This is a genomic window from Corallococcus sp. AS-1-6 (assembly GCF_020037015.1).
Taxonomy (GTDB): Bacteria; Myxococcota; Myxococcia; order Myxococcales; family Myxococcaceae; genus Corallococcus.
This window is the reverse complement of the sequence record NZ_JAIQDE010000009.1, coordinates 1-20,541: the sequence shown is the minus strand read 5'-3', so window position 1 is coordinate 20,541 and position 20,541 is coordinate 1. Positions and strand designations below refer to the sequence as shown.

Below are 20,541 nucleotides of genomic sequence, written 5' to 3'. Positions count from 1 at the left end.
TGCGAAACTCACCTTCGTGAACGCCCGCGCTCGCGTCCTCTCCGCCGTCCTGCTCGCCACCTGCATCTGGGCCTGCGCCTCCTCGCCATCCTCGGTCCCGCAGGACACGTCGTCTCCGGAGACCGGCTCCCCCGCGCGCCTGTGGCAGAAGACGTCCGTGGCCGGCGACCTCGCGCGCTTCTCCCGCGACGGTACTCGCGTCACCGCTGACGGCGCGCTGGAGCTGGACCCGTCCACCGCGAAGGACGGCACCGACCCGTTCCCCGCGGGCGGCTGGCTCGACGGCGGCAGCTTCTACAACGGCGGCACCTTCCGCGTCGGCACCGCCACCTCCGAGGTCCAATCCGTCCCCGGCGGCTTCGACAGCGTGGTGCCCTCCTTCGACGCCCAGACGCCTCCCGGCACCTGGGTGAAGCTCACCGTCGCCGCCCGCATCGAAGGCACCTGGACGAAGGACTACGAGCTGGGCGTCTGGGCCTTCGACACCGCCACCGTCGCGCGCCACAGCGTGGACGGCCAGGGCGACGCCGACGGCAACGTCCTCACCGACACCCTCAACCTCAAGCGCCGCGCGGACGCCCTGCGCGTCACCGTCCACCTCTTCTCCGAACGCGCGGACACAAGCCCCCGCGTCCGGGCGCTCGCCGCCGCCGTCACCGACACGCGCCTCAGGCCCCAGGACGCCACGTCCGACCGCACCGGGTGGGGCGTCGTGCTCGACGTGCCGGGCTACTCGCAGATGATCTACCCGGACGGCGGCGAGGTCTGGTGCTCCCCCACGTCCACCACCATGCTGCTCGGCTACTGGAGCCGGAAGCTGGGCCGCGCGGACCTGGAGCACCCCGTGCCCACCGCCGCCGCCCACACCTATGACTGGGTCTACAAGGGCACCGGCAACTGGGCCTTCAACACCGCCTACGCCTCCAGCATGTCCAACGGCGCGCTGCACGGACTCGTCGCCCGCTTCGACTCGTTCGCCCCCGTGGAGCGCCTCATCGCCGCCGGCATCCCCGTCAGCATCAGCATCGCCTACGAACCCGGCGAGCTCCCCGGCGGCGCCTCCCGCCGCACCGACGGCCACCTCATCGTCGTGAGGGGCTTCACCGACACCGGCGACGTCGTCGTCAACGACCCTGCTTTCGGCTCCAACGAAACCACCGGCACCACCTACCCCCGCGCCGAGCTCTGGCGCGCCTGGCAGCACTCCCGGGGGGCCGCGTACGTGCTGTGGCCCGCCGGCACGCCCCTGCCCGAGCAGGGGCTCGTGCCCCTCCCGTAGCCCGCACGTCCGAATGCGGACACGCCGCCAACGCAGCGCGGCGCGCAGTGTCCACTGGCCGGGGCCTCGGACACCCCATCCCTTGACGTTCGAGCGTGCGTGCGCGGCCCGACACGCTCTTTAGCCTTCAGTCCGCCAAATTTAGGCTTGATTTCGCGTCACGGAATGTAAATACCTGCGCCCGTGCTTTTGATGTCTCCGCCGGTATTCCGGAACCGGGGACACGCCTGGAGGCAGGACCATGGAGCAGAAGCCGCTGCGGGACTTCCTGGAGATTCCCTACGACGAGCTGGAGGAGCTCAACCTCCGGGTGAAGGAACAGCGCCTCCGCCGCGAGTCGCCGGAGAAGATTCGCGAGGAGCGGATCAAGTACCTGACCGACGAGAAGCGCATCAAGGCCATCACCGTGTGCTTCACCGACCTGGAAGGTCGGCTGCACATGCTGGACTACGACAAGAAGTTCCTGCTCAAGAGCGCGGACAACCTCACCTTCGACGGCTCCTCCATCCGCGGCTTCTCCGCGCAGGCGGAGAGCGACCTGCGCCTGAACGTGGACTGGAGCGCGTTCTACTGGCTGCCGTCCGACATCTTCGGCCCCGGCAAGGTGCTGGCCTTCTGCGAGGTGCTGGAGCGCGACGGCACGCCGTACCACTCGGACATGCGCGGCCAGCTCAAGCGCGCCACCGAGCAGTTGTTCCAGAAGGACGGCACCGTGTTCCACGCGGCGCCGGAGATCGAAGGCTTCCTCTTCAAGAACCGTGACGCCGAGCGCCACTACCACGAAGAGGGCAAGTTCGAGTTCATCTCCATCGGCGGCTACTACCACGCGCTGCCGGGCGACGCGCTGCGCACCTTCATCGACAAGGCCGCGGAAGCGCAGCGCGCCATGGGCTTCCAGAACGAGAAGGACCACCCGGAGGTGGCGCCCTCCCAGTTCGAGATGAACTTCTCCTACAGCGAGGCGCTGGTCGCCGCCGACCAGATCCAGCTCTACAAGCTGCTCTGCCGCCAGGTCGCCGCGCAGCAGGGGCTGACGGCCAGCTTCCTGCCCAAGCCCGTCACGGGCGTGAACGGCAACGGCATGCACATCAACATGTCGCTGTCGAAGAACAACAAGAACCTGTTCCACGACAAGGGCGGCCAGGACGGCCTGTCGGCGATGGGCTGGGAGTTCATCGACCGCATCCTGACCAACGCGAACGACATCTGCCTGGTCCTCAACTCCAGCGTGAACTCGTACCGCCGCCTGGATCCGCACTACGAGGCGCCCAACCAGATCAAGGCCTCCGCGAACAACCGCGGCGCCATGGTGCGCATCCCGTTCGGCAACGAGCGCAGCGCGCGCATCGAGTGCCGCTCGGTGGCGCCGGACGCGAACCCGTACATGGTCCTCTTCACGCTGCTGAAGACCGGCCTGGAGGGCCCGCAGCCGCAGGAGGACGCGGAGACCAAGCGCAGCCGCACGCGCTTCCTGCCGGACAACATCTACGACGCGGTGCGCTTCTTCAAGGGCAGCCAGTTCATCGCGCAGACGCTGGGTGAGCAGGTGCAGGGCAAGTACGCGGAGCTGAAGGTGGCCTCCGCGGACCGCTGCCCCAAGCAGTTGGGCACCCGCGTGAAGGACGCGGAGATCCAGTTCCACCACGAGGTGACCAACCAGTACCTCTGGAACCTCTTCTAGAGCCGGCGGTAGCGCGCCTGGAGGAACAGGTAGGCGGCGTAGGCCACCAGGCCCGCCGCCACCACCCCCAGGAGCACGTCGCCCGCGGGTTGGCGGGCGACGACGGCCAGGGCCTCTCCCAGGCCCTTGGCCTCCCCCGGGTTCGCGTCCACGCCCGCGAGCACCAGGAAGCCGCCGATGACGGTGAACACGACGCCTCGGGCGGCGATGCCGAACTGGCACACCCGCTCCACGCGGTGCTGATGCGCCGCCGCCAGGCCCGTGAGCGAGAGCTTCTCCCGGAACTTCGCCTTCCACGCCGTGTGGAACTGCTTCAGCGCGAAGCCGATGATGCCCAGCCCCACCAGCACCACCAGGACGCGGCCGAAGGGCTGCTCCATCAGCGTCGCCGTCCAGCCCTGGGTGCCCTTGCGGCTCCCCTGTGACGCGCCCACCACCGTCTTCACGGCGAACAGCGCCAGCGAGCCGTAGATGACGCCGCTGATGAAGTACATGGCGCGCGAGGCGAGCCCCTTCGCGTCCGAGCCCTTGTCCTCCGTGTCCGCGAACGCCTGCGCGAAGCGCCAGATGACGTAGCCGGCCAGGCCCACGGCCAGGAGCGACAGGAGCGCGATGCCGAAGGGCCCGTGCGCCACGGTGGCCACCGCGCCGTGGCTGTCCGTGGCGCGTCCGCCCTCGCCTGCCGCCAGCTTCAGCGCGAGCACCCCGATGATGGCGTAGACACAGCCCTTGGCCGCGTAGCCCATGCGGCCCAGCTTCTTCGCCCACGGGTGGTTCGCGGCATCCTTCGCGCCGCGTGACAGCCGCTCCATCCCGGGCCCGCGCATCACGTCCATCGTCGCCATGCCGTCTGCTCCTCCCGTCCCTCTGGACCGAAGGACAGGGTGCGCATCCGCGGGCGCGAACGGGCGCAAGCCATTCCCCCCGGTCCCCCATCCGGGCGGGCGACGGTGGGCCCGGCTGCCTGACTGCCGGGGCCGCCCCTGGCCTGGCCCCTGGGGCCCGGCCGCCGTGTCACGGCTGCCGGAACAACTGCGTGCGCGCGGCGTCGGAGATGGCCACCGCCGCGGGGTGCCGCAGCCGCCGCTCGACGGTCAGCGCGTAGAAGTGCTCGCGCACCGCGTCCACGCGCCCCACCACCTCCACGTCGTATTGGGCGCGGATCTCCGCCTCGATGACGGAGGGGCCCGGGAACACGCCCTCCCCCGCCTGGCCGAAGGCCTTCATCAGCGCGCTGTCCTGGAACTCGCCCCGCACGCGGGGGCGCACCCCCTGGGCCTCCAGCCACTGCATGAGCGAGCGGCGCGACGGCGCGACCTCCGCCAGCAGCAGGAAGGGGGCCCCGTCCAGCGACTTCGGGAAGCCGCGGCGCAACGACGATGCGAGCCTGGCGGTCGCGAACAGCGTCGTGCCGCACTCGCCCAGCAGGTGGTTGTAGGCGCGGATGCCGGACGCGGGCGGCACGGGCGAGCCCGACAGCACCAGGTCCAGCGCGTGCTGGGACAGGTCACTCAGCAGCTTCTCCGTCCGGTCCTCGGTGCAGATGAGCTGCACGTCGTCGGACATGCGCATCGCGGGCTCCAGCAGGCGGTGCGCGATGAGCTTCGGCATCTCCTCCGCCACGCCCACCAGCAGCTTGCGCGGACGCGCCGTGGGCAGCCCCTTCAGCCCGTTCTGCAGCTCCTGGCCCAGCGCGAAGATTTCATCCGCGTAGCGGTAGACGTAGCGGCCCACCTCCGTGAGCACGAGCTTGCGGCCGACGCGCTCGAACAGCTTCTCCCCCAGGGACTGCTCCAGCGCCCGCACCTGCCCCGTCACCGTGGGCTGGCTGAGCCGCAGCTTGCGCGCCGCCGCCACGACGCCGCCCTCGCGCGCGACCATCCAGAAGTACAGCAGGTGGTGGTAATTGAACCAGTCCATTGCCCCATCGTATCGGTTTCCCAGATGCGAAGACTCTCCAATTACCTATTTGCCGATACGTCAGCGCTTCTCTAGCTTCTGGGACCGCGCGAGGGAGGGCGCCCTCCGCCCCGCTCGTCCGCGCTCAAGGAGGAACTCCATGCACGCCGCCGTCAGGCAGACCTCGCGGGTCCCGGGGGGTGACGGGCTCGGTTGGCCCCGCGCCATGAGCCCCTGGCGCGCTTCGTGCGCGGCCGCGCTGTGCGGACTGGTGCTGGCGTCGTGGAGCCCCCGGGCGCGCGCGCAGGAGGCGTCCTCCGCGCGCCCCCTGACGCTGGAGGAGGTGCTCGACTCCACCGCGACCCACTTCCCCCTCATCGAGGCGGCCCGGCAGGACGCGGAGTCCGCGCGCATGGAGCTGCTCGCCGCGCAGGGCGGCTTCGACCCGGAGCTGAAGGCGCGCGCCGCGGCCTTCCCCCTGGGGCCGTACACGTACTCACGGCTGGAGGCGATGGTGCAGCAGCCCACGCCCTACCACGGGGCCACCGTCTTCGGCGGCTGGCGCCGGGGCGACGGGGAGATTCCGCCGTACTACGGCAACCTGGAGACGCTGAGCGCGGGCGAGCTGCGCGCCGGGGTGACGGTGCCGCTGTGGCGCAACGGCCCGGTGGACCGCCGCCGCGCCACGCTGGAGCGGGCGCGGCTGGGGCGCGGCGCGGCGGAGCTGTCCGTGCGGCAGGCCGTGCTCGAATCATCGAGACAGGCGGCCCACCGCTACTGGGACTGGGTCGCGGCCGGGCGCCGCCGGGCCATCGCCGTGGAGCTGCTGGAGTTCGCGCGCGTCCGCGACGCGCAGTTGGCGCAGCGCGTGCGCAAGGGGGACCTGGCGGCCTTCGAGCTGACGGACAACCAGCGCGCGCTCGCGCAGCGCGAGTCGCAGGTGGTGGCGGCGGAGCGGCTGTTGACGCAGGCGGCGCTGGAGCTGGGGCTGTACCTGCGCGGCGCGGACGGCCAGCCCGTGCCCCTGCACCCGGAGCGGCTGCCGGAGGGCTTCCCCTCGATGGACGCACCGCCCCCGGCCCCCGAGCCGCTCGACGACGTGCTGGCGCGGCGCCCGGACGTGACGCGGCTGGAGGCCCAGGCCGCCCAGCAGCGGGTGGAGGCGCGCTTCGCGGCCAACCAGCAGGCGCCCCTCATCGACGTGACGGTCGCGGCCGCGCAGGACCTGGGCTCGGGCCCGGCCCGGCTGCGCAAGACGGAGCTGGAGGTGGGCGTGGTGCTGGACGTGCCCGTCCTCAACCGCGTGGCGCAGGGCCGCGACGGCAGCGCGCGCGCGGCCGTGTCCCGCCTGGAGGCCCAGTTGCGGCTGCAGCGCGAGCGGGCCGCCGTGGAGGTGGGGGACGCGCGCGCGGCCCTGGACGCGGCCCGCTCGCGGGTCCTGCTCGCCCGGCGGGAGTCGGCCGCCGCGCGGGAGCTGGCGGTGGGCGAGCGCACGCGCCTGCTCCAGGGCGACAGCAGCCTGCTCATCGTGAACCTGCGCGAGCAGACGGCGGCCGAGGCCCAGGTGCGCGAGGTGGACGCGCTCGCGGAGTACTTCAAGGTCGCGGCGACGCTGCGCGCCGCGCTGGCGCTGCCGGTCGCCACGGCGACCCCGGCGGGGAACTGAGCCCATGGACACACGAACGCATCCTCCCCACATGACGCCCTGGGAGCGCCTGAAGGCCGTGCTCACCCCGGAGCGCGGCGACCTCTGGGTCCTCATCGTCTACGGCGCGGGAGTGGGGCTGCTCTCGCTCGTGGTGCCCATCACCGCGCAGGCGGTGGTGAACACCGCCGCCTTCGGCACCGTGCTCCAGCCCCTGGCGGTGCTGGGGCTCGTCGTCTGCGGCCTGCTCGTCCTGGCCGGAGGCCTGCGGGTGATGCAGGTCCTGGTGGCGGAGCGGCTCCAGCAGCGGCTCTTCGCGCGCATGGCGGTGGACCTCGCCTGGCGGCTGCCGCGCGTGCGGCAGCAGGCGCATGACACCTTCCGCGTGTCGGAGCTGGTGAACCGCTTCATGGACGTGATGACCATCCAGAAGGCGACGGGCCTCATCCTGCTGGACGGGCTGGCGCTCGCGCTCCAGGCGCTCGTGGGGCTGGTGTTGCTCGCCTTCTACAGCCCGCTGCTGCTCGGCTTCGACCTGCTGCTGCTGGGGAGCATGGCGCTGGTGCTCTTCGGGCTGGGGCGGGGCGCGGTGCGCAGCAGCGTCCAGGAGTCCTACCGCAAGTACGAGGTCGTGGGCTGGCTGACGGAGCTGGCGCGGGTGCCGCTCGCCTTCTGGGGCCCGGAGGGCGGGGCGCTGGCCCTGCGGCGCGCGGACGAGGCGACCCAGGCCTACCTGGAGGCACGCAACGGACACTTCCGCATCCTGCTGCGGCAGGTGGTGGGGACGCTCGCGGTCCAGGCGCTGGCGAGCGGGCTGCTCCTGGGCGTGGGTGGCTGGCTCGTCACCCGCCAGCAACTGAGCCTGGGCCAGCTCGTGGCCGCGGAGCTCATCGTCGCGCCGGTGGCCGCCAGCTTCGCCAAGTTCGGCAAGTACCTGGAGACCCTCTATGACCTGCTGGCCGCGGTGGACAAGGTGGGCCAGCTCTTCGACCTGCCCCTCCAGCCCGAGGACGGCGAGCCCCTGGACCGCCGGGACGGGCGCGCCGCGGCCCTGCGCCTGCGGGACGTGAGCCTGCCCCCCACCCCGCTGTCCACCGCGGCGCTGCGCGGCGTGGACCTGACGGTGGAGCCCGGCAGCCGCGTGGCCATCGTCGGCCCGTACAGCTCCGGCAAGCGCCTGCTGATGGACGTGTCCGTGGGCCTGCGGGAGCCGTCCCACGGCTTCGTGGAGCTGGACGGCATGGACCTGCGCGAGGTGTCCACCGACTCGCTGCGGGCACAGGTGGCGCTGGTGCGCGGCATCCACCTCTTCGACGGGACGGTGCAGGAGAACGTGGCGGTGGGCCGCGCGGAGGTGTCGCTCCAGGACGTGCGGCAGGCCCTGGACGCGGTGGGCCTCCTGGATGAGCTGGTGCGGCTGCCGGACGGGCTGCGCACGCGCCTGACGGGCGGACATACGCAGTTGTCGCCGGGGCAGGCCCAGCGGCTGATGCTCGCGCGCGCGCTGGTGGGGCGCCCGCGGCTGCTCGTGCTCGACGAGGCCCTGGACAGCCTGGACGCGGACGTGCGCGCGCGGGTGGTGGACCGGCTCCTGGCCCCCGGCTCGCCGTGGACGCTGCTGCTCACCACGCACCTGCCGGAGCTCGCGGCGCGCTGTGACCGGATGCTGCGAATGCAGGACCACATGCTGACGGAGGAGAAGCGGTCATGAGCATGCGCTATCGCGTGTCCTTCGAGGACGGCCGCGTCGGGTCCTTCGCCCGCGTCCGCCCGGTGGCCTCCGCCCGCAGGCTCGCCGGGTGGATGGCGGGAGCGGGCGTCGCGCTCGCGCTCGGCCTGGCCTTCATCCCCTGGCAGCAGTCGGCCTTCGGAGAGGGCCAGGTGGTGGCGTACTCGCCGGACGAGCGCCAGCAGCGCGTGGACGCCCCGCTGGAGGGGTGGCTGGAGGAGTGGTTCGTCCAGGAGGGCTCGTACGTGGCCGAGGGAGCGCCCATCGCGCGCATCGTGGACAACGACCCGGAGCTGCTCCAGCGCCTGCGCTCCGAGCAGGAAGCGGCGCACGCGCGTCTCAAGGCGGCCGAGCGCGCGCTCGACACGGCGCTGCGCAACGTGCGGCGCCAGTGGCAGCTCTTCAACCAGGGCCTCAGCTCGCGCAAGCAGTACGAGGAAGCGCAGCTCAAGGAGGCGGACGTGATGAAGGAGCTCACCAGCGCCCGGGCGGAGCTGGCGAAGGTGGACACGCGGCTGGCACGCCAGGGGCGGCAGTTGGTGACGGCGCCGCGCGCGGGCGTCATCCTGCGCAGGAGCGCGGGCAACAGCTCCGTGTACGTGAAGACGGGAGAGACGCTGGCGGTGCTCGTGCCGGAGACGCGCTCGCGCGCGGTGGAGCTGTGGATGGATGGCAACGACCTGCCGCTGGTGATGCGCCAGCGGCAGGTGCGCCTGCAGTTCGAGGGCTGGCCCGCGCTCCAGGCCAGCGGCTGGCCGTCCGTGGCCGTGGGCACCTTCGGAGGCGAGGTGTCCGTCATCGACGCGGCCGGGGGAGGCCAGCCGGGCCGCTTCCGCATCCTCGTCACGCCGCGGCCGGGCGACTCCTGGCCGACGAGCGACCTGCTGCGCCAGGGCGTGCGGGCCCACGGGTGGGTCCTGCTCGAGCAGGTGCCGCTCGGCTACGAGCTGTGGCGCCGCTTCAACGCGTTCCCGCCCTCGCTGTCCAAGGCGCCGCCCACCGAAGCGGCGCCCCAGAAGAAGTAGCCTCCGGCCGCGGCTCAGCGCAGGTGCTTCACGGCCTGGACCACGCGCGGCCACTCCTTGGAGCGCGGGTCGATGAGCTCGAAGTGGCCCGCGCCCTTCAGCGGCACCAGGTGCACCGGGTCCTTCCGCTGGACGCCCCGGGCGTGGAAGCCCTCGCTGACCTCCAGCGGGACGGTGTCGTCCTCGGTGCCATGGAGGAGGACCTGCGGCAGCTTCAGGGGCTGGAGCGCGGCGGGGGACGCCACGGCGTAGCGCTCCGGGACCTGCTCCGGGGTGCCGCCCATGAAGGTCTTCACGATGCCCTTGCCCAGGTCCAGCGCCGCGCCCCGCGCCAGGTCCAGCACGCCGGCCAGGGACACCACGCCCTTCAGCTTCAGCGGGGCGTCACGGTAGAGCGGATGCTTCGGCGGGAGCCGGTGCCGCGCGGCCAGCCACATGGCCAGGTGTCCGCCCGCGGAGTGGCCCATGGCCACCACGTGGGAGAGGTCCAGCCCCAGCGACGGCGCCGCGCTCATCAGGTGGTCCGCCGCGGAGGCCACGTCCTCCAGGGTGCCGGGGAAGCCGCCGCCGTCCTGGCCCACGCGCCGGTACTCCACGCTCCACGTCGCGAAGCCGCGCTTCGTCAGGTCCGCGCACAGGTGGCCCGCGTGCTCCAGGCCGTACTCGGCGCGCCAGAAGCCGCCGTGGACGAAGAGGACCACGGGGTGCGGGCCCTTGCCCTTGGGTCTGCGCAGCTCGGTGAACTGCTGCGGGGCTTCGCCATAGGCGATGCGCGCGTCCGGCGGCGGCTGCGGCGTTTCCAGGACCCACATGGAGCTCATGCCGCGCATCTTGGGAACGGGCGGCCGGGCACCGCAAGCCGCGCCGCGCCGCCGTGCGTGGGGGCTGGGGGCTCCGGTACGCTCCGGGGTGCATGGGAGCGTGCTGGCGTGCTTGAGGCGAACGAAGCGGAGCTGCGCATGGCCCTGGCCGAGGGCCTGCTCTCCCGCGAGGACATGGAGCCCCTGCGCGAGGAAGCGCTCCGGCGTGGCGTCTCCCCGCTGCGGCTCCTCGTGGAGCGCGGGCGGCTCACCGAGGAATCGCTCGTGTCGCTGCGCCGGAGCCTGGACGTGGAGACGCCGGGCACCGCGGACGACACGCTGCCTCCTGGGGCCGCCCCCTCCACCGTGACGGACGGCCCCGCGTTCCCGGTGCCGCACTGGACGCTCTACCGGCCCGTGAGGTTCCTGGGTCAGGGCGGCATGGGGCGCGTGTTCCTCGCGCGGGACCTGCGGCTGCACCGCGACGTGGCGCTGAAGTTCGTGCGCGACGAGGACCCGGAGCTGTCCCGCCGCTTCATCTCCGAGGCCCGCGCCCAGGCCCGCGTGGACCACGAACGCGTCTGCCGCGTGTACGAGGTCGGTGAGGTCCAGGGCCGCGCGTACATCGCCATGCAGTACATCGCGGGGGCGCCGCTGCACACGCTCGCCGGGACGCTGTCCGTGGAGCAGAAGGCGCTCGTGCTTCGCGACGCCACGCTGGGCGTCCACGCGGCCCATCTGGCCGGGCTCGTGCACCGAGACCTCAAGCCGTCCAACATCCTCGTGGAGCGCGGCGAGGACGGCGCCCAGCGCCCCTACGTGATGGACTTCGGTCTGGCGCGCGATTGGACCAGCGACGAGGCCGCCACCGCCACCGGCACCGTGCTGGGCACGCCCCAGTACATGGCCCCCGAGCAGGCCCGGGGCGAGGTCACCCGGCTGGACCGGCGCGCGGACGTCTACAGCCTGGGCGCCACGCTGTACCACCTGCTCACCGGCCAACCGCCTGTCACGGGTGCCAATGGATTGGAGGTGCTCGGGCGCATCGCCACCCAGGAGCCTCGCCGGCCGCGGGAGCTGGACGCCGGCATTCCGGCGGACCTGGAGGCCATCGTCCTCCAGTGCCTGGAGAAGGACCGCTCCCGGCGGTACGGCTCCGCGCGAGCGCTGGCGGACGACCTCACGCGGTTCCTCGAAGGGGACCGGGTGCTCGCGCGCACGGGCCCCGCGTACCGGGTGCGCAAGTGGGTGGCGCGTCACCGGGCCGCCGTCGTCGTCGCGAGCCTCACCGGGCTCGCCGTGGCGGGCGCAGTGGGCCAGGGCGTGATGGCGCAACGGGAGGTGTCGCGCCGCGAGTCGCTGGCCCGGCGCTTCACGGAAGGCGTCGAGCGCATCGAGGCCCAGGCCCGCTACTCCGGCCAGGCGCCCCTGCACGACACGCGGCCGGACCGAGAGGCGATGCGCGCCCGCATGCGGGACATCGAGGCCTCCATGCGGGACGCCGGTCCCGTCGCGGAAGGCCCGGGCCACTACGCGCTGGGGAGCGGGTTCCTCGCGCTGGGGGACGAGGAGGCCGCGCTCACGCACCTGGAGGCCGCCTGGGCGAAGGGCTTCCGCGAGCCCCGCGTGGCGTATGCGCTCGCGCTGGTGCTGGGCCACCGCTACCAGCGCGAGCGGCTGGAGGCGGACCGCATCCCGGACGCGGACCGCCGCGAGGCGAAGCGGCGCGAGGCCTGGACGCGCTCCCGGGACCCGGCGCTGGCCTTCCTGGAGCAGGGCCGGGGCGCGGAGGTGCCCGCCCCGGAATACGCGGAGGCCCTCCGCGCCTTCCATCAGGAGCGCTTCGAGGACGCGCTGAAGTCGCTGGACGCGCTGGGCACGCGGCTGCCGTGGTTCCACGAGGCGCCGCTGCTCCGGGGCGACGTGCTGCTCGCTCGCGCCGTGCGCCATGCCCTGGCGAGTGAGCGGGACGCGGCCCGGGAGGACCTGGAGGCCGGACGGCGGGCCTACGGCGCGGCGGCGAACATCGGCCGCAGCGTGTCCGCCGTGCACCGCGCGCGGGCGGAGTTGGAGCGGGAGGCACTGCTCCTGGAGTTGTCCGGCAAGGGGGACGTGCTGCCCGCGTACACGCGCGGCATGGAGGCCGTGTCACGGGCGCGCACGGCGGCCCCCGATGAAGCGGACACCTGGGTGCTGGAGGCCTGGCTGCACCGGCGGCTGGCCCAGGCGAGCCTCAGCAGTGGAGGCGACGTGGTGCCGCTCCTGACGCGCACGCTCGACGCGGCGAAGGAGGCGCTGAGGCTCGCTCCCGGGAAGGTGGAGGCGCGCCACGCGCTGGCCATGGGTTGGTGGCAGTGGGCCCGCTACCGTCAGGACCGGAACGAGGATCCGCGCGAGCAACTGCGGGCCGCCGTCGCCGCCTTCGAATCCATTCCCGAGTCCGCGCGCGACTACGACTTCCACCTGGACCTGGGGCTCGTCTTCAAGGTGTGGGCGGACTCGGAAGACGGGCGCGGCGGGGATTCACTGCCATTCCGGCAGCGGGCCATCACGGCCTATCGGCAGGCGCTGGCGCTGGACGCGAAGCGGCCGGATGCGTGGATCAACCTGGGCACGGCGTATGTGAACCGCGCCAACCATCCGCGTGCACCGTCGAAGGACGCGGACCTGGAAGAGGCCCGGGCCGCGCTGGAGCGCGCGAGCAGGCTGGACCCGGGGCACGTCGTCGCGTGGTTCTATCTGGCGGAGGTGCACCGCGCGCTCGCCTTGCGCCTGCGAGACCACGGCGGTGACGCCGGGCCCGGGCTCGCGCGTGCGCTGGAGGCCTACCGCCGGGGCGTCGCCATCAACGCGAAGCTGCCGCCGCTCCAGAACGGGGTGGGGACCATCCTGCTCGACCAGGCCCGCGAGGCGTGGGACCGGGGAGATTCGCCAAAGCCCCTGCTGGACCAGGCGGAGCAGGCCTTCGTCCAGGCCATCGCCATCGCGCCCAAGGTGGGCTTCGCGCACAACAACCTGGGCGAGGTGCGCATGTGGCGCGCGACCTGGAGCCTGTCGCGCGACCAGGACCCCACCGCGAGCGCGAAGGAGGCCCAGGCCGAGCTCCAGCAGGCCACCACGTTGCTGCCGGGACTCGCGGAGCCGTGGGCCAACCTGGGCCAGGTGCACCACACCGTGGCCGCGTACGCGCTGAAACATGGGAGGGACCCACGGCCGGCGCTCGTCCAGGCCACGGAAGCACTGGAGCGCGCGCTGAAGCTCAACCCGTCTCTCGCGCTGGCATGGCGCTGGAGGGGTGAAGTGCGGGCGCTCCAGGCTCGCGAGGAGGTCCGCAGGGGCCAGAAGCCGGACGCGTCCTTCCAGGCCGCGGCGAGCGACTTCCAGAAGGCGCTGGAGTTGGAGCCCGAGAACCTGGAGCCACGTCTGGCCTACAGCGCGTTTCTTCGCGACTGGAGCGCGACGGCCTCCGGCCCGGACGCACGCGCCCGCCTCCAGCAGGCGCTGTCCCTCATCGAGGCCGTGCACACCGCGCGCCCCCGGTGGAAGGACGCGAACAGCTTGCGCGAGGATCTGCGTCGAGCCCTCGCGAAGCTGCCGCCGGAATGACCCCACCGGTGGGGTGCGGCAAGCAGTCCCTGCTCGGGTCTCCACGAATGACCGACTGAACCGGTCCGATTGTGCGACAGGTCTCCGAGGCTTGAATGGAGCGGCGCCCCGGCGGACACGACCGCACCAAACCTGTCCGACTGTCGGACAGGCTTTCGCGGCTCGGAGGAAGCAGGGCCATCCGGCGAACGTGACCGCCCAGAACCTGTCCGACTGTCCGACAGGTTTTCGCGGCTCGGAGGAAGCAGGGCACCCGGCGGACGTGACCGCCCAGAACTTGTCCGACTGTCCGACAGGTTTTCGCGACTCGGAGGAAGCAGGGCACCCGGCGGACGTGACCGCCCAGAACTTGTCCGAACTGTCCGACAGGTTTTCGCGGCTCGGAGGGAGCAGGTCACCCGGCGGACGTGACCGCCCAGAACCTGTCCGACTGTCGGACAGGTTTCGGTGGTTCGGGGGAACCGGGGCCCTTGCGGGCTCGGCTGTTTGAACCTGTCCGACTGTCCGACAGGTTTCGGTGGTTCGGGTGAACCGGGGGCCCTTGCGGATTCGGCTGTTTGAACCTGTCCGACTGTCGGACAGGTTTTGAGGTGGCCGCGGGCGGGGAGCGTCTCGCGGGTTCTCACCTTCTCATTCATGCGGACGGCAGGACGCCGCCGGTCCAGCGCTCCCCCACCGCGCTCACAGAATCGTGCCAGCGCCCGGTGCGAAGTAGTGGTCGTCGTCGAGGTCCGCCAGGAGCCCGGGCCCTTCGGGCCGCCAGCCAGACTGTTCGCGCGTGCGGGCGCTCGACGCAGGCGTGTCGAGCGCGAAGAGGCTCCCCAGGAAGCCGAGGAAGTCGCCGGCCTCTCCTGGCGTCTTTGATTCGACCGGCACCCCCACCCGGCGACCGATGACGGCCGCGATGTCCCGGACGGGCACCCCCTCGTCGGCGACCGCGTGGAGCCTCGAACCCGCGGGGGCCCGCTCCAGCGCGAGCCGGAAGAGCCGGGCCGCGTCGGACCGGTGCACCGCGGGCCAGCGATTCACTCCCTCTCCAACGTAGGCGGCCACCCCCGTCCGCCGCGCGGAGGCGATGAGGTGCGGCACGAAGCCATGGTCGCCCTTGCCGTGAACCGATGGTGGAAGCCGCACGACGGACGTGCGCACGCCTCGCCCCGCCAGCGCGAGCATCGCCGCCTCCGATGCGCCACGCCCGGAGGGAGCCGCCGCGTCGGTCTCCACGGCGATGCGTCCCGGCGCCAGGCCCAACAGCCCCGCCGCGATGACGAAGGGCCGCTGGGAGCCCTCCAGCGCCGCGCCGATGGCTGCAATCGCTCGCGCGTCGGCACGCACCGAGTCTTCGAAGCGGGAGAAGTCGTGGATGAACGCCAGGTGGATGACGCCGTCCACCTTCGCCGCCCCGGCGCGCAGGCTGTCCGGATCGTCCAGCGAACCGCGATGCACCTCCGCCCCCGCCGCCTCCAACGCCCGGGCCGAAGCGTCCGAGCGGGCAAGCCCCACCACCTGATGCCCCGCCCCCAGGAGTTCAGGGACCACCGCCGAGCCGATGAAACCAGACGCACCCGTGACGAATACGCGCATGGAACGCTCCTTGATGTCAGCTACTGACATCACTCCTAACAAGTGATGTCAGTGACTGCAATCAGGTTATGCTGGTGCCCATGGGCCGCTGGGAACCCAACGCACGAGACCGGCTCGCACAGGCCGCGCTGACGCTGTTCCAGGAGCACGGGTACGACCGGACGACGGTGGAGGAGATCGCCGCGCGCGCGGGGCTCACGGAGCGGACGTTCTTCCGCTACTTCACCGACAAGAAGGAGGTCCTGTTCGGGGGCTCGGACGCGCTCCACGAGCGCATCGTCACCTGCATCGCGGATGCACCCCAGGGGACCGCGCCGCTCGACGCGGTCGCCGCCGCCCTCGAGTCCCTGGCCCCCTTCTTCAAGGACCGCCGCGACCATGCACGTGCGCGGCAGACGCTCCTCGCCGCGCACGCGGAGCTCCGGGAGCGCGAGCTGATCAAGCTGGCCTCGCTTGCCTCGGCCGCCGCGGAGACCCTTCGCGGACGCGGCGTCACCGAGCCCACCGCGAGCCTGGCCGCGGAGGCAGGCATCGCCGTCTTCAAGGTCGCGTTCGAGCGCTGGCTCGAGGACCCGAAGGCGCAGGACCTCTCACGGCACATCCAGTTCGGACTCGATGAGCTCCGGGCCGTCACCGCCAGCACCGGCCCCCGGACACCCACCGAGCCCTCGCGCCCCCTCGCCAGGCCGGCCAGGGCCCGCAAGCCCTGACAGGCCCCGCCGGGGCTTCAGTCCTCGCCGCGCCCGGTGACCTCCAGCGTGCCGTTGATGGTCTGCCGGAGGCCCTCCTCGGGCTGCGTGCACCTCGAGCAGTCGCTCGTGGGGCAGGACCACAGGGACGTGGTCCTTCCCGGCTCATCCTCGGACTTCAGCGTCCACGTGGCGCTCGTGCACGCGGGCAGCGGCAGCGGGTTCGACGAGTCCGCCGCCAGGAGCCCGCCCTTGGACACGACGATGCACCGGTCCTGCTGCACCTGGGACACGAAGCCCACCGTCTGCCCGGGCTGCACCTGCACATTCGTGGTGCTGAAGTGCACCTTGCCGCCCTCGCTGGCGGTGATGGTCACCAGGGTGTTCGCATCGGGCGGCGTCGGGTTCACCGCGCAGGGCTGCACCGGCCCGGTGTCGGACAGCGCGGCTTCGGAGGCGGTGGAGCGGGAACCTCCGCTGGCACAGGCCAGCAGCAGTCCGGTGAGGCACAACGGGAAGTGGACGCGGCTTCGCATGGGGAACCCTCCAGGGGGACGGATGACGCGACGGCTTAGCACCCAGCGTGCCACGTGGCGCGGCCCTGACGCTCAAGGTGCCTTCGCCGTCAGCCCCAGCTCCTTCAAGCGCCGCCCCAACGCGCGCTTCGACACCTCCAGCGTGCGCGCCATCGCGTCCAGGTCGCCGCCGCAGGCCTCGAAGCAGCGGGTGATTTCGTCCGCGCCCAGGTCCCCGGCGGTGCGCAGGTTCGGGCTGCGCTCGATGAGGTCGTAGACGGACGGGCGCGGGATGCCCAACGCGTCCGCCGTGGCCTTCAGGTCCCACGCGCTCGCCCGCAACGCGGCCAGCAGCTCCGCCTCCGTCACCTGCGAGGGCTTGCGCCGGGGCGCCGCCGCCTCGCGCGCCTCCGGAGCACCCGCCGCGGCCCGCGCGCCCGGGGGCACCGCCACGTCCCCCGTCGCGGAAGCCCTCGCCGGCATCCCCAGGGGCCTCGCCACGGTCCCTGCCCCTTGCGCCCACGCCGGAGCCGCCGCGCCCAGCGCTTCATCGAGCGCCGCATCCAGTTGCAGCCGCGCCTGGCCCCGGCTCCCAATCACGAGCTGCCGCGTGAGGTTGCGAAGCTGCCGGATGTTGCCCGGCCACGCCGCCCGCACCAGCCGCGACGCCAGCGGCGCGGGCAGCCACGGCTCCGCGTGCGGCTCCTCCGAGTCCAGCCGCGCCGCCTCGCCCAGCGCCGCCAGCTCCTCGCGCGCGAAGTGGAAGAAGAGCCGGCCCACGTCCTCGCGCCGCTCCCGCAGCGCGGGCACGCGCAGGTCGTAGCCCGCCAGCCGGTGCAGGAGCGGCGCCTTGAAGCGCCCGTCGCGGATCTGCTCCTCCAGGTGCGCGTCCGTCGCGGCGATGAGCCGCACGTCCACCTTCACCGGCTGGCTGGCGCCCACGGGGTACAGCTCCCCCGTCTCCAGCACGCGCAGGAGCATCACCTGCACCTCCGGCGGTGCCTCGCCCACCTCGTCCAGGAACAGGGTGCCGCCGTGCGCGGCGCGAAAGAAGCCCTCGCGGTCCTGCGTGGCCCCGGAGTACGCGCCCTTGCGCGAACCGAACAGCTCCGCCGCCGCCAGCTCCTTGGGGATGGCGCCCAGGTTGACGCTGAGGAAGCGCCCGGCCCCGCGCGGTGACAGCCGGTGGATGGCCTGCGCCACCAGCTCCTTGCCCGTGCCCGTCTCGCCCCGGATGAGCACCGACACGTCCAGGTCCGCCACCCGCTCGATGTGCTTGCGCAGCCGCCGCAGGCCCGCGCTCTCACCCACCATGCCGAGCGTGTCCGCCACGCCCTCGCCGTCCAGCTCCACCGTGTGCAGCAGCAGCACCACGCGGCCCGACAGCTCCAGCGCCACGCCGTCCCGCAGCTCCGCCGGCCCGAAGTCCCGCGCGCCCGGGAGCGGCTCGCCCGCCGCGACCACGTGCGTGCCGTCCTCCGGCACCGTCAGCCGCACGCCTCCGCCCGCCAGCGCGGAGAGCTCCAGCGGCTTGCGGCTCACGAAGGGATCCGCCAGCGGCAGCCCCAGGGAGCTGCCCGGCTTCGCGAAGTCCGGCCCGTTGCGGGACAGGGCCACCGTCCGCCCCGCCGCCACCGCCTCCAGCAGCACCCGCTCCCCCACGCGCCGGGGCACCGGATGGGACACCACCGTCAGCGCGGGCACGGCGCGGGGAGCCCCCCGGGAGGCTCCGCGCTCCTGCATCGCGGCCGTGGAGACGTCTGCGAGGGGGTCGTGCGGCATGGCCCACGACGCTACCGCACCCTTCCCGCCCCCCCCTCCTTCGACGCGTCGAGCCGCGTCGGCCGACCCGCCGGACCGCGTGCCGCACTGCGTTTTCGGACACTTTCGCGCGGACTTCTTGAGACCTGGGAACCTACCGGGTTGAGACAGCCCCGCTCACACGGGTAGCGTGGAAGGACATGCCGAGCCCGAGTCCCGAACGCCTTGTCTTCCAGCAGAGCTTCGAAGGGCTGATTCGCGCCCTGGGTGACCACCTGGACGAGCCGTGCGCGCGGCAGTTGCGCGAGGCCGGCATCGACCCGCGCGGAAAGCTGGCGGTGGCCTATCCGCTGGAGGTGTGGGTGGAGTCGCTGAAGCTGGCGGCGTCCGTGCTCGCGCCCTCGGCCACGCTGGACGACGGGGCGGAGGTGGTGGGCCGGCGCTTCCTGGAGGGCTACGGGGCCACGCTCATCGGCAGCGCGCTGCTGGCGGGCGTGCGGCTGTTGGGCCCGCACCGGATGCTGGAGCGGATGACGCGCAACCTGCGCACGGGCACCAACTACCTGGAGGCGCGGCTGGAGCAGACGGGCCCCACGCGCTACGTGCTCACCTGCCGCCCGGTGGTGGTGGCCGGCTTCTACCGGGGCCTGTTCGCCGCCGGCCTGGAGATGAGCGGCGCGCACGGCGCCTCCGTGGTGCTGATGCGCAGCGCGGGCGACGCGGCGGTGTACGACCTGTCCTGGCTGCCGGAGAAGGGCGCGGGCAAGCCCCCCGAAACGAAGCCCCTGCCCCGAGGCCCCCAGCCGAGGAGCTGAGCGGGCCCTATATTCGGCCCATGCTCCGCATCCCGAAAACCGCCGTGGTGGTGCTCGCGCTGGCCCTCGCCTCCGGGGCCCTGGCCGCGGGCGGCAGCCCCCAGTTGCAGACCTACTTCCAGGGCTCTGTGGACAGCCCGGCCTATCAGCAGCAGGCCTTCCAGCGCGTGGCGAAGGCCTGGAAGCAGCCGGGTCCCAAGGGCACGCCGGCCCCGGGCAGGAAGACCATCGTCCAGGCCGTGCTCGACAAGGACGGCAAGCTGGTCTCCACCGCCATCCTCACGGAGTCCGGGGCCAGGGCGTGGGACGCCGCCGCGCTCGCCGCGGTGAAGAAGGCGGCGCCCTTCCCGCCCCTGCCCAAGAGCACCACCACGGCCACGGTGGAGGCCCACTTCCACTTCGCGTGGGTCAGCTCACCTTGATGACGATCTTCCCGAAGTGCGCGCCCTGCTTCATGTGCTCGAAGGCGGCGCGCGCCTCCGCGAAGGGGAACACGCGGTCCACCACCGGGTGGATGTCATTGAGGGTGAACGCGCGCGCCATCGCCTCGAAGGACTGACGGTGGCCCACGAACACGCCCTGCACGCGCAGGTTCTGCATCAGGATGGGGACCAGGGACACGGAGCCCGCCCCGCCGGACAGCACACCGATGACGGACACGGTGCCGCCCACGCGCAGCGCCTTGAGTGACTTCTCGAAGGTGCCCGAGCCGCCCACCTCCACCACGTGGTCCACGCCCACGCCGCCGGTGAGCGTGCGCGCCGCCTTCTCCCAGTCCGGCGTGGTGACGTAGTTGATGCCCTCCTGGGCGCCCAGCTTCAGGGCCCGCTCCAGCTTGTCGTCGCGGCTGGACGTGGCGATGACGTGCGCGCCGAACATCCGGGCAATCTGCAGCGCGAAGATGGACACGCCGCCCGTGCCCTGGACCAGCACCGTGCCCCCGGCCTTGAGCGCGCCTTGCGTCACGAGCGCGCTCCACGCCGTCACCGCCGCGCACGGCAGCGTGGCGGCCTCCTCGTCGGTGAGGTACGCGGGCGTGGGCACCACGCCGTCCTCGTGCAGGAGCATCGTGTCCGCGAGCGCGCCGTCCAGCGGCCCGCCCAGCGTGGTGGCGGTGATGGCCTTCGTCGGCTCACCGGCCTGCCAGCCCTGCGCGAACAGCGTCATCACCCGGTCGCCGGGCTTCACGCGGGTGACGCCCGGGCCCACCGCGTCCACCACGCCCGCGCCGTCCGAGTTGGGCACCAGCGGCAGCCTCTGGCGCGAGTTGTAGCGCCCCTCCACCATCATCAGGTCGCGCGAGTTGAGGCTCGTGGCCTTCACGCGCACGCGCACCTGGAAGGGTCCAGGCACCGGGTCCGGGCGCTCCGCGCGCACCAGGTTGTCCAGACCGAAGGCTCCGCGAATCTCGTAGACGTTCATGCCCGGGACCTTAGTACTACTTGATCAGATACGTGACGGTCCTCGAGGAGGAGCGCGAGCGCCGAGTCTGCGGAGGCACAGCGGGCAGTGG

At 72.6% G+C, this 20,541-nt stretch carries 16 protein-coding genes; 9 read left to right on the top strand and 7 right to left on the bottom strand.

Translation table 11 applies throughout. The features are described from left to right. Nucleotides 1-16: 16 nt before the first annotated feature. Both K8612_RS14400 and K8612_RS14395 read left to right on the top strand, forming a co-directional pair. Nucleotides 17-1,279, top strand: a complete 1,263-nt coding sequence (locus tag K8612_RS14400) for a C39 family peptidase (protein WP_223762674.1) — start codon at nucleotides 17-19, stop codon at nucleotides 1,277-1,279. Nucleotides 1,280-1,520: 241 nt separating this feature from the next. Further along, entirely contained in the window at nucleotides 1,521-2,960 is a 1,440-nt protein-coding gene (locus tag K8612_RS14395) for a glutamine synthetase family protein (protein ID WP_223744031.1), read from the top strand. Here the strand turns inward: K8612_RS14395 and K8612_RS14390 are convergent. Both K8612_RS14390 and nhaR read right to left on the bottom strand, forming a co-directional pair. Next, a complete protein-coding gene (locus tag K8612_RS14390) occupies nucleotides 2,957-3,805 on the bottom strand; it encodes a DUF1206 domain-containing protein (protein WP_223744032.1) in 849 nt (282 codons plus the stop codon). The genes K8612_RS14395 and K8612_RS14390 overlap by 4 nt on opposite strands. Nucleotides 3,806-3,974: 169 nt before the next feature. Then, nucleotides 3,975-4,880, bottom strand: a complete 906-nt coding sequence (nhaR, locus tag K8612_RS14385; protein ID WP_223762673.1) for a transcriptional activator NhaR — start codon at nucleotides 4,878-4,880, stop codon at nucleotides 3,975-3,977. Between the two features lie 205 nt (nucleotides 4,881-5,085). Here nhaR and K8612_RS14380 point away from each other — a divergent pair, with 205 nt between their 5' ends. Genes K8612_RS14380 through K8612_RS14370 form a run of 3 tightly spaced genes read left to right on the top strand, consistent with a single transcriptional unit; the run spans nucleotide 5,086 to nucleotide 9,258 of the window. Continuing rightward, nucleotides 5,086-6,525 carry a TolC family protein gene (locus K8612_RS14380; RefSeq protein WP_223762672.1) on the top strand — a complete coding sequence of 480 codons (1,440 nt, stop codon included), beginning with the start codon at nucleotides 5,086-5,088 and terminating at the stop codon, nucleotides 6,523-6,525. Nucleotides 6,526-6,529: 4 nt separating this feature from the next. Further along, nucleotides 6,530-8,215 (top strand): peptidase domain-containing ABC transporter, encoded by a 1,686-nt coding sequence (locus K8612_RS14375; protein WP_223762671.1) that lies wholly within the window; start codon nucleotides 6,530-6,532, stop codon nucleotides 8,213-8,215. Beyond that, entirely contained in the window at nucleotides 8,212-9,258 is a 1,047-nt protein-coding gene (locus K8612_RS14370) for an efflux RND transporter periplasmic adaptor subunit (RefSeq protein ID WP_223762670.1), read from the top strand. Before K8612_RS14375 ends, K8612_RS14370 begins: the two co-directional genes overlap by 4 nt. Before the next feature lie 14 nt (nucleotides 9,259-9,272). On the opposite strand, the gene K8612_RS14365 is transcribed toward K8612_RS14370, so the two are convergent. Then, nucleotides 9,273-10,079 (bottom strand): S9 family peptidase, encoded by an 807-nt coding sequence (locus K8612_RS14365; RefSeq protein WP_223762669.1) that lies wholly within the window; start codon nucleotides 10,077-10,079, stop codon nucleotides 9,273-9,275. A gap of 108 nt (nucleotides 10,080-10,187) precedes the next feature. Between K8612_RS14365 and K8612_RS14360 the strand changes: the two genes are divergently transcribed. Beyond that, the gene (locus K8612_RS14360; RefSeq protein WP_223762668.1) at nucleotides 10,188-13,664 is read left to right on the top strand and encodes a protein kinase; all 3,477 of its coding nucleotides are present in this window, start codon (nucleotides 10,188-10,190) and stop codon (nucleotides 13,662-13,664) included. A 681-nt stretch (nucleotides 13,665-14,345) separates the two neighbouring features. On the opposite strand, the gene K8612_RS14355 is transcribed toward K8612_RS14360, so the two are convergent. Continuing rightward, nucleotides 14,346-15,248, bottom strand: coding sequence for an SDR family oxidoreductase (locus K8612_RS14355; protein WP_223762667.1), 903 nt, complete (start codon nucleotides 15,246-15,248; stop codon nucleotides 14,346-14,348). 80 nt (nucleotides 15,249-15,328) lie between these two features. On the opposite strand from K8612_RS14355, the gene K8612_RS14350 reads away from it, so the two are divergent. After that, a complete protein-coding gene (locus K8612_RS14350) occupies nucleotides 15,329-15,958 on the top strand; it encodes a TetR family transcriptional regulator (RefSeq protein WP_223762666.1) in 630 nt (209 codons plus the stop codon). A 17-nt stretch (nucleotides 15,959-15,975) separates the two neighbouring features. Here the strand turns inward: K8612_RS14350 and K8612_RS14345 are convergent, their stop codons facing one another. Beyond that, nucleotides 15,976-16,473, bottom strand: coding sequence for a hypothetical protein (locus K8612_RS14345; RefSeq protein WP_223762665.1), 498 nt, complete (start codon nucleotides 16,471-16,473; stop codon nucleotides 15,976-15,978). Nucleotides 16,474-16,545: 72 nt separating this feature from the next. Further along, entirely contained in the window at nucleotides 16,546-18,234 is a 1,689-nt protein-coding gene (locus K8612_RS14340; RefSeq protein WP_223762664.1) for a sigma 54-interacting transcriptional regulator, read from the bottom strand. Nucleotides 18,235-18,413: 179 nt separating this feature from the next. Between K8612_RS14340 and K8612_RS14335 the strand changes: the two genes are divergently transcribed. Further along, complete coding sequence (locus K8612_RS14335; RefSeq protein ID WP_223762663.1) at nucleotides 18,414-19,028, top strand: DUF2378 family protein; 615 nt, start codon at nucleotides 18,414-18,416, stop codon at nucleotides 19,026-19,028. Between the two features lie 20 nt (nucleotides 19,029-19,048). After that, a complete protein-coding gene (locus K8612_RS14330; RefSeq protein ID WP_223745074.1) occupies nucleotides 19,049-19,450 on the top strand; it encodes a TonB family protein in 402 nt (133 codons plus the stop codon). On the opposite strand, the gene K8612_RS14325 is transcribed toward K8612_RS14330, so the two are convergent. Then, nucleotides 19,437-20,450, bottom strand: a complete 1,014-nt coding sequence (locus K8612_RS14325) for an NAD(P)-dependent alcohol dehydrogenase (RefSeq protein WP_223762662.1) — start codon at nucleotides 20,448-20,450, stop codon at nucleotides 19,437-19,439. The two genes, K8612_RS14330 and K8612_RS14325, sit on opposite strands and share 14 nt — an antisense overlap. Nucleotides 20,451-20,541: the final 91 nt, after the last annotated feature.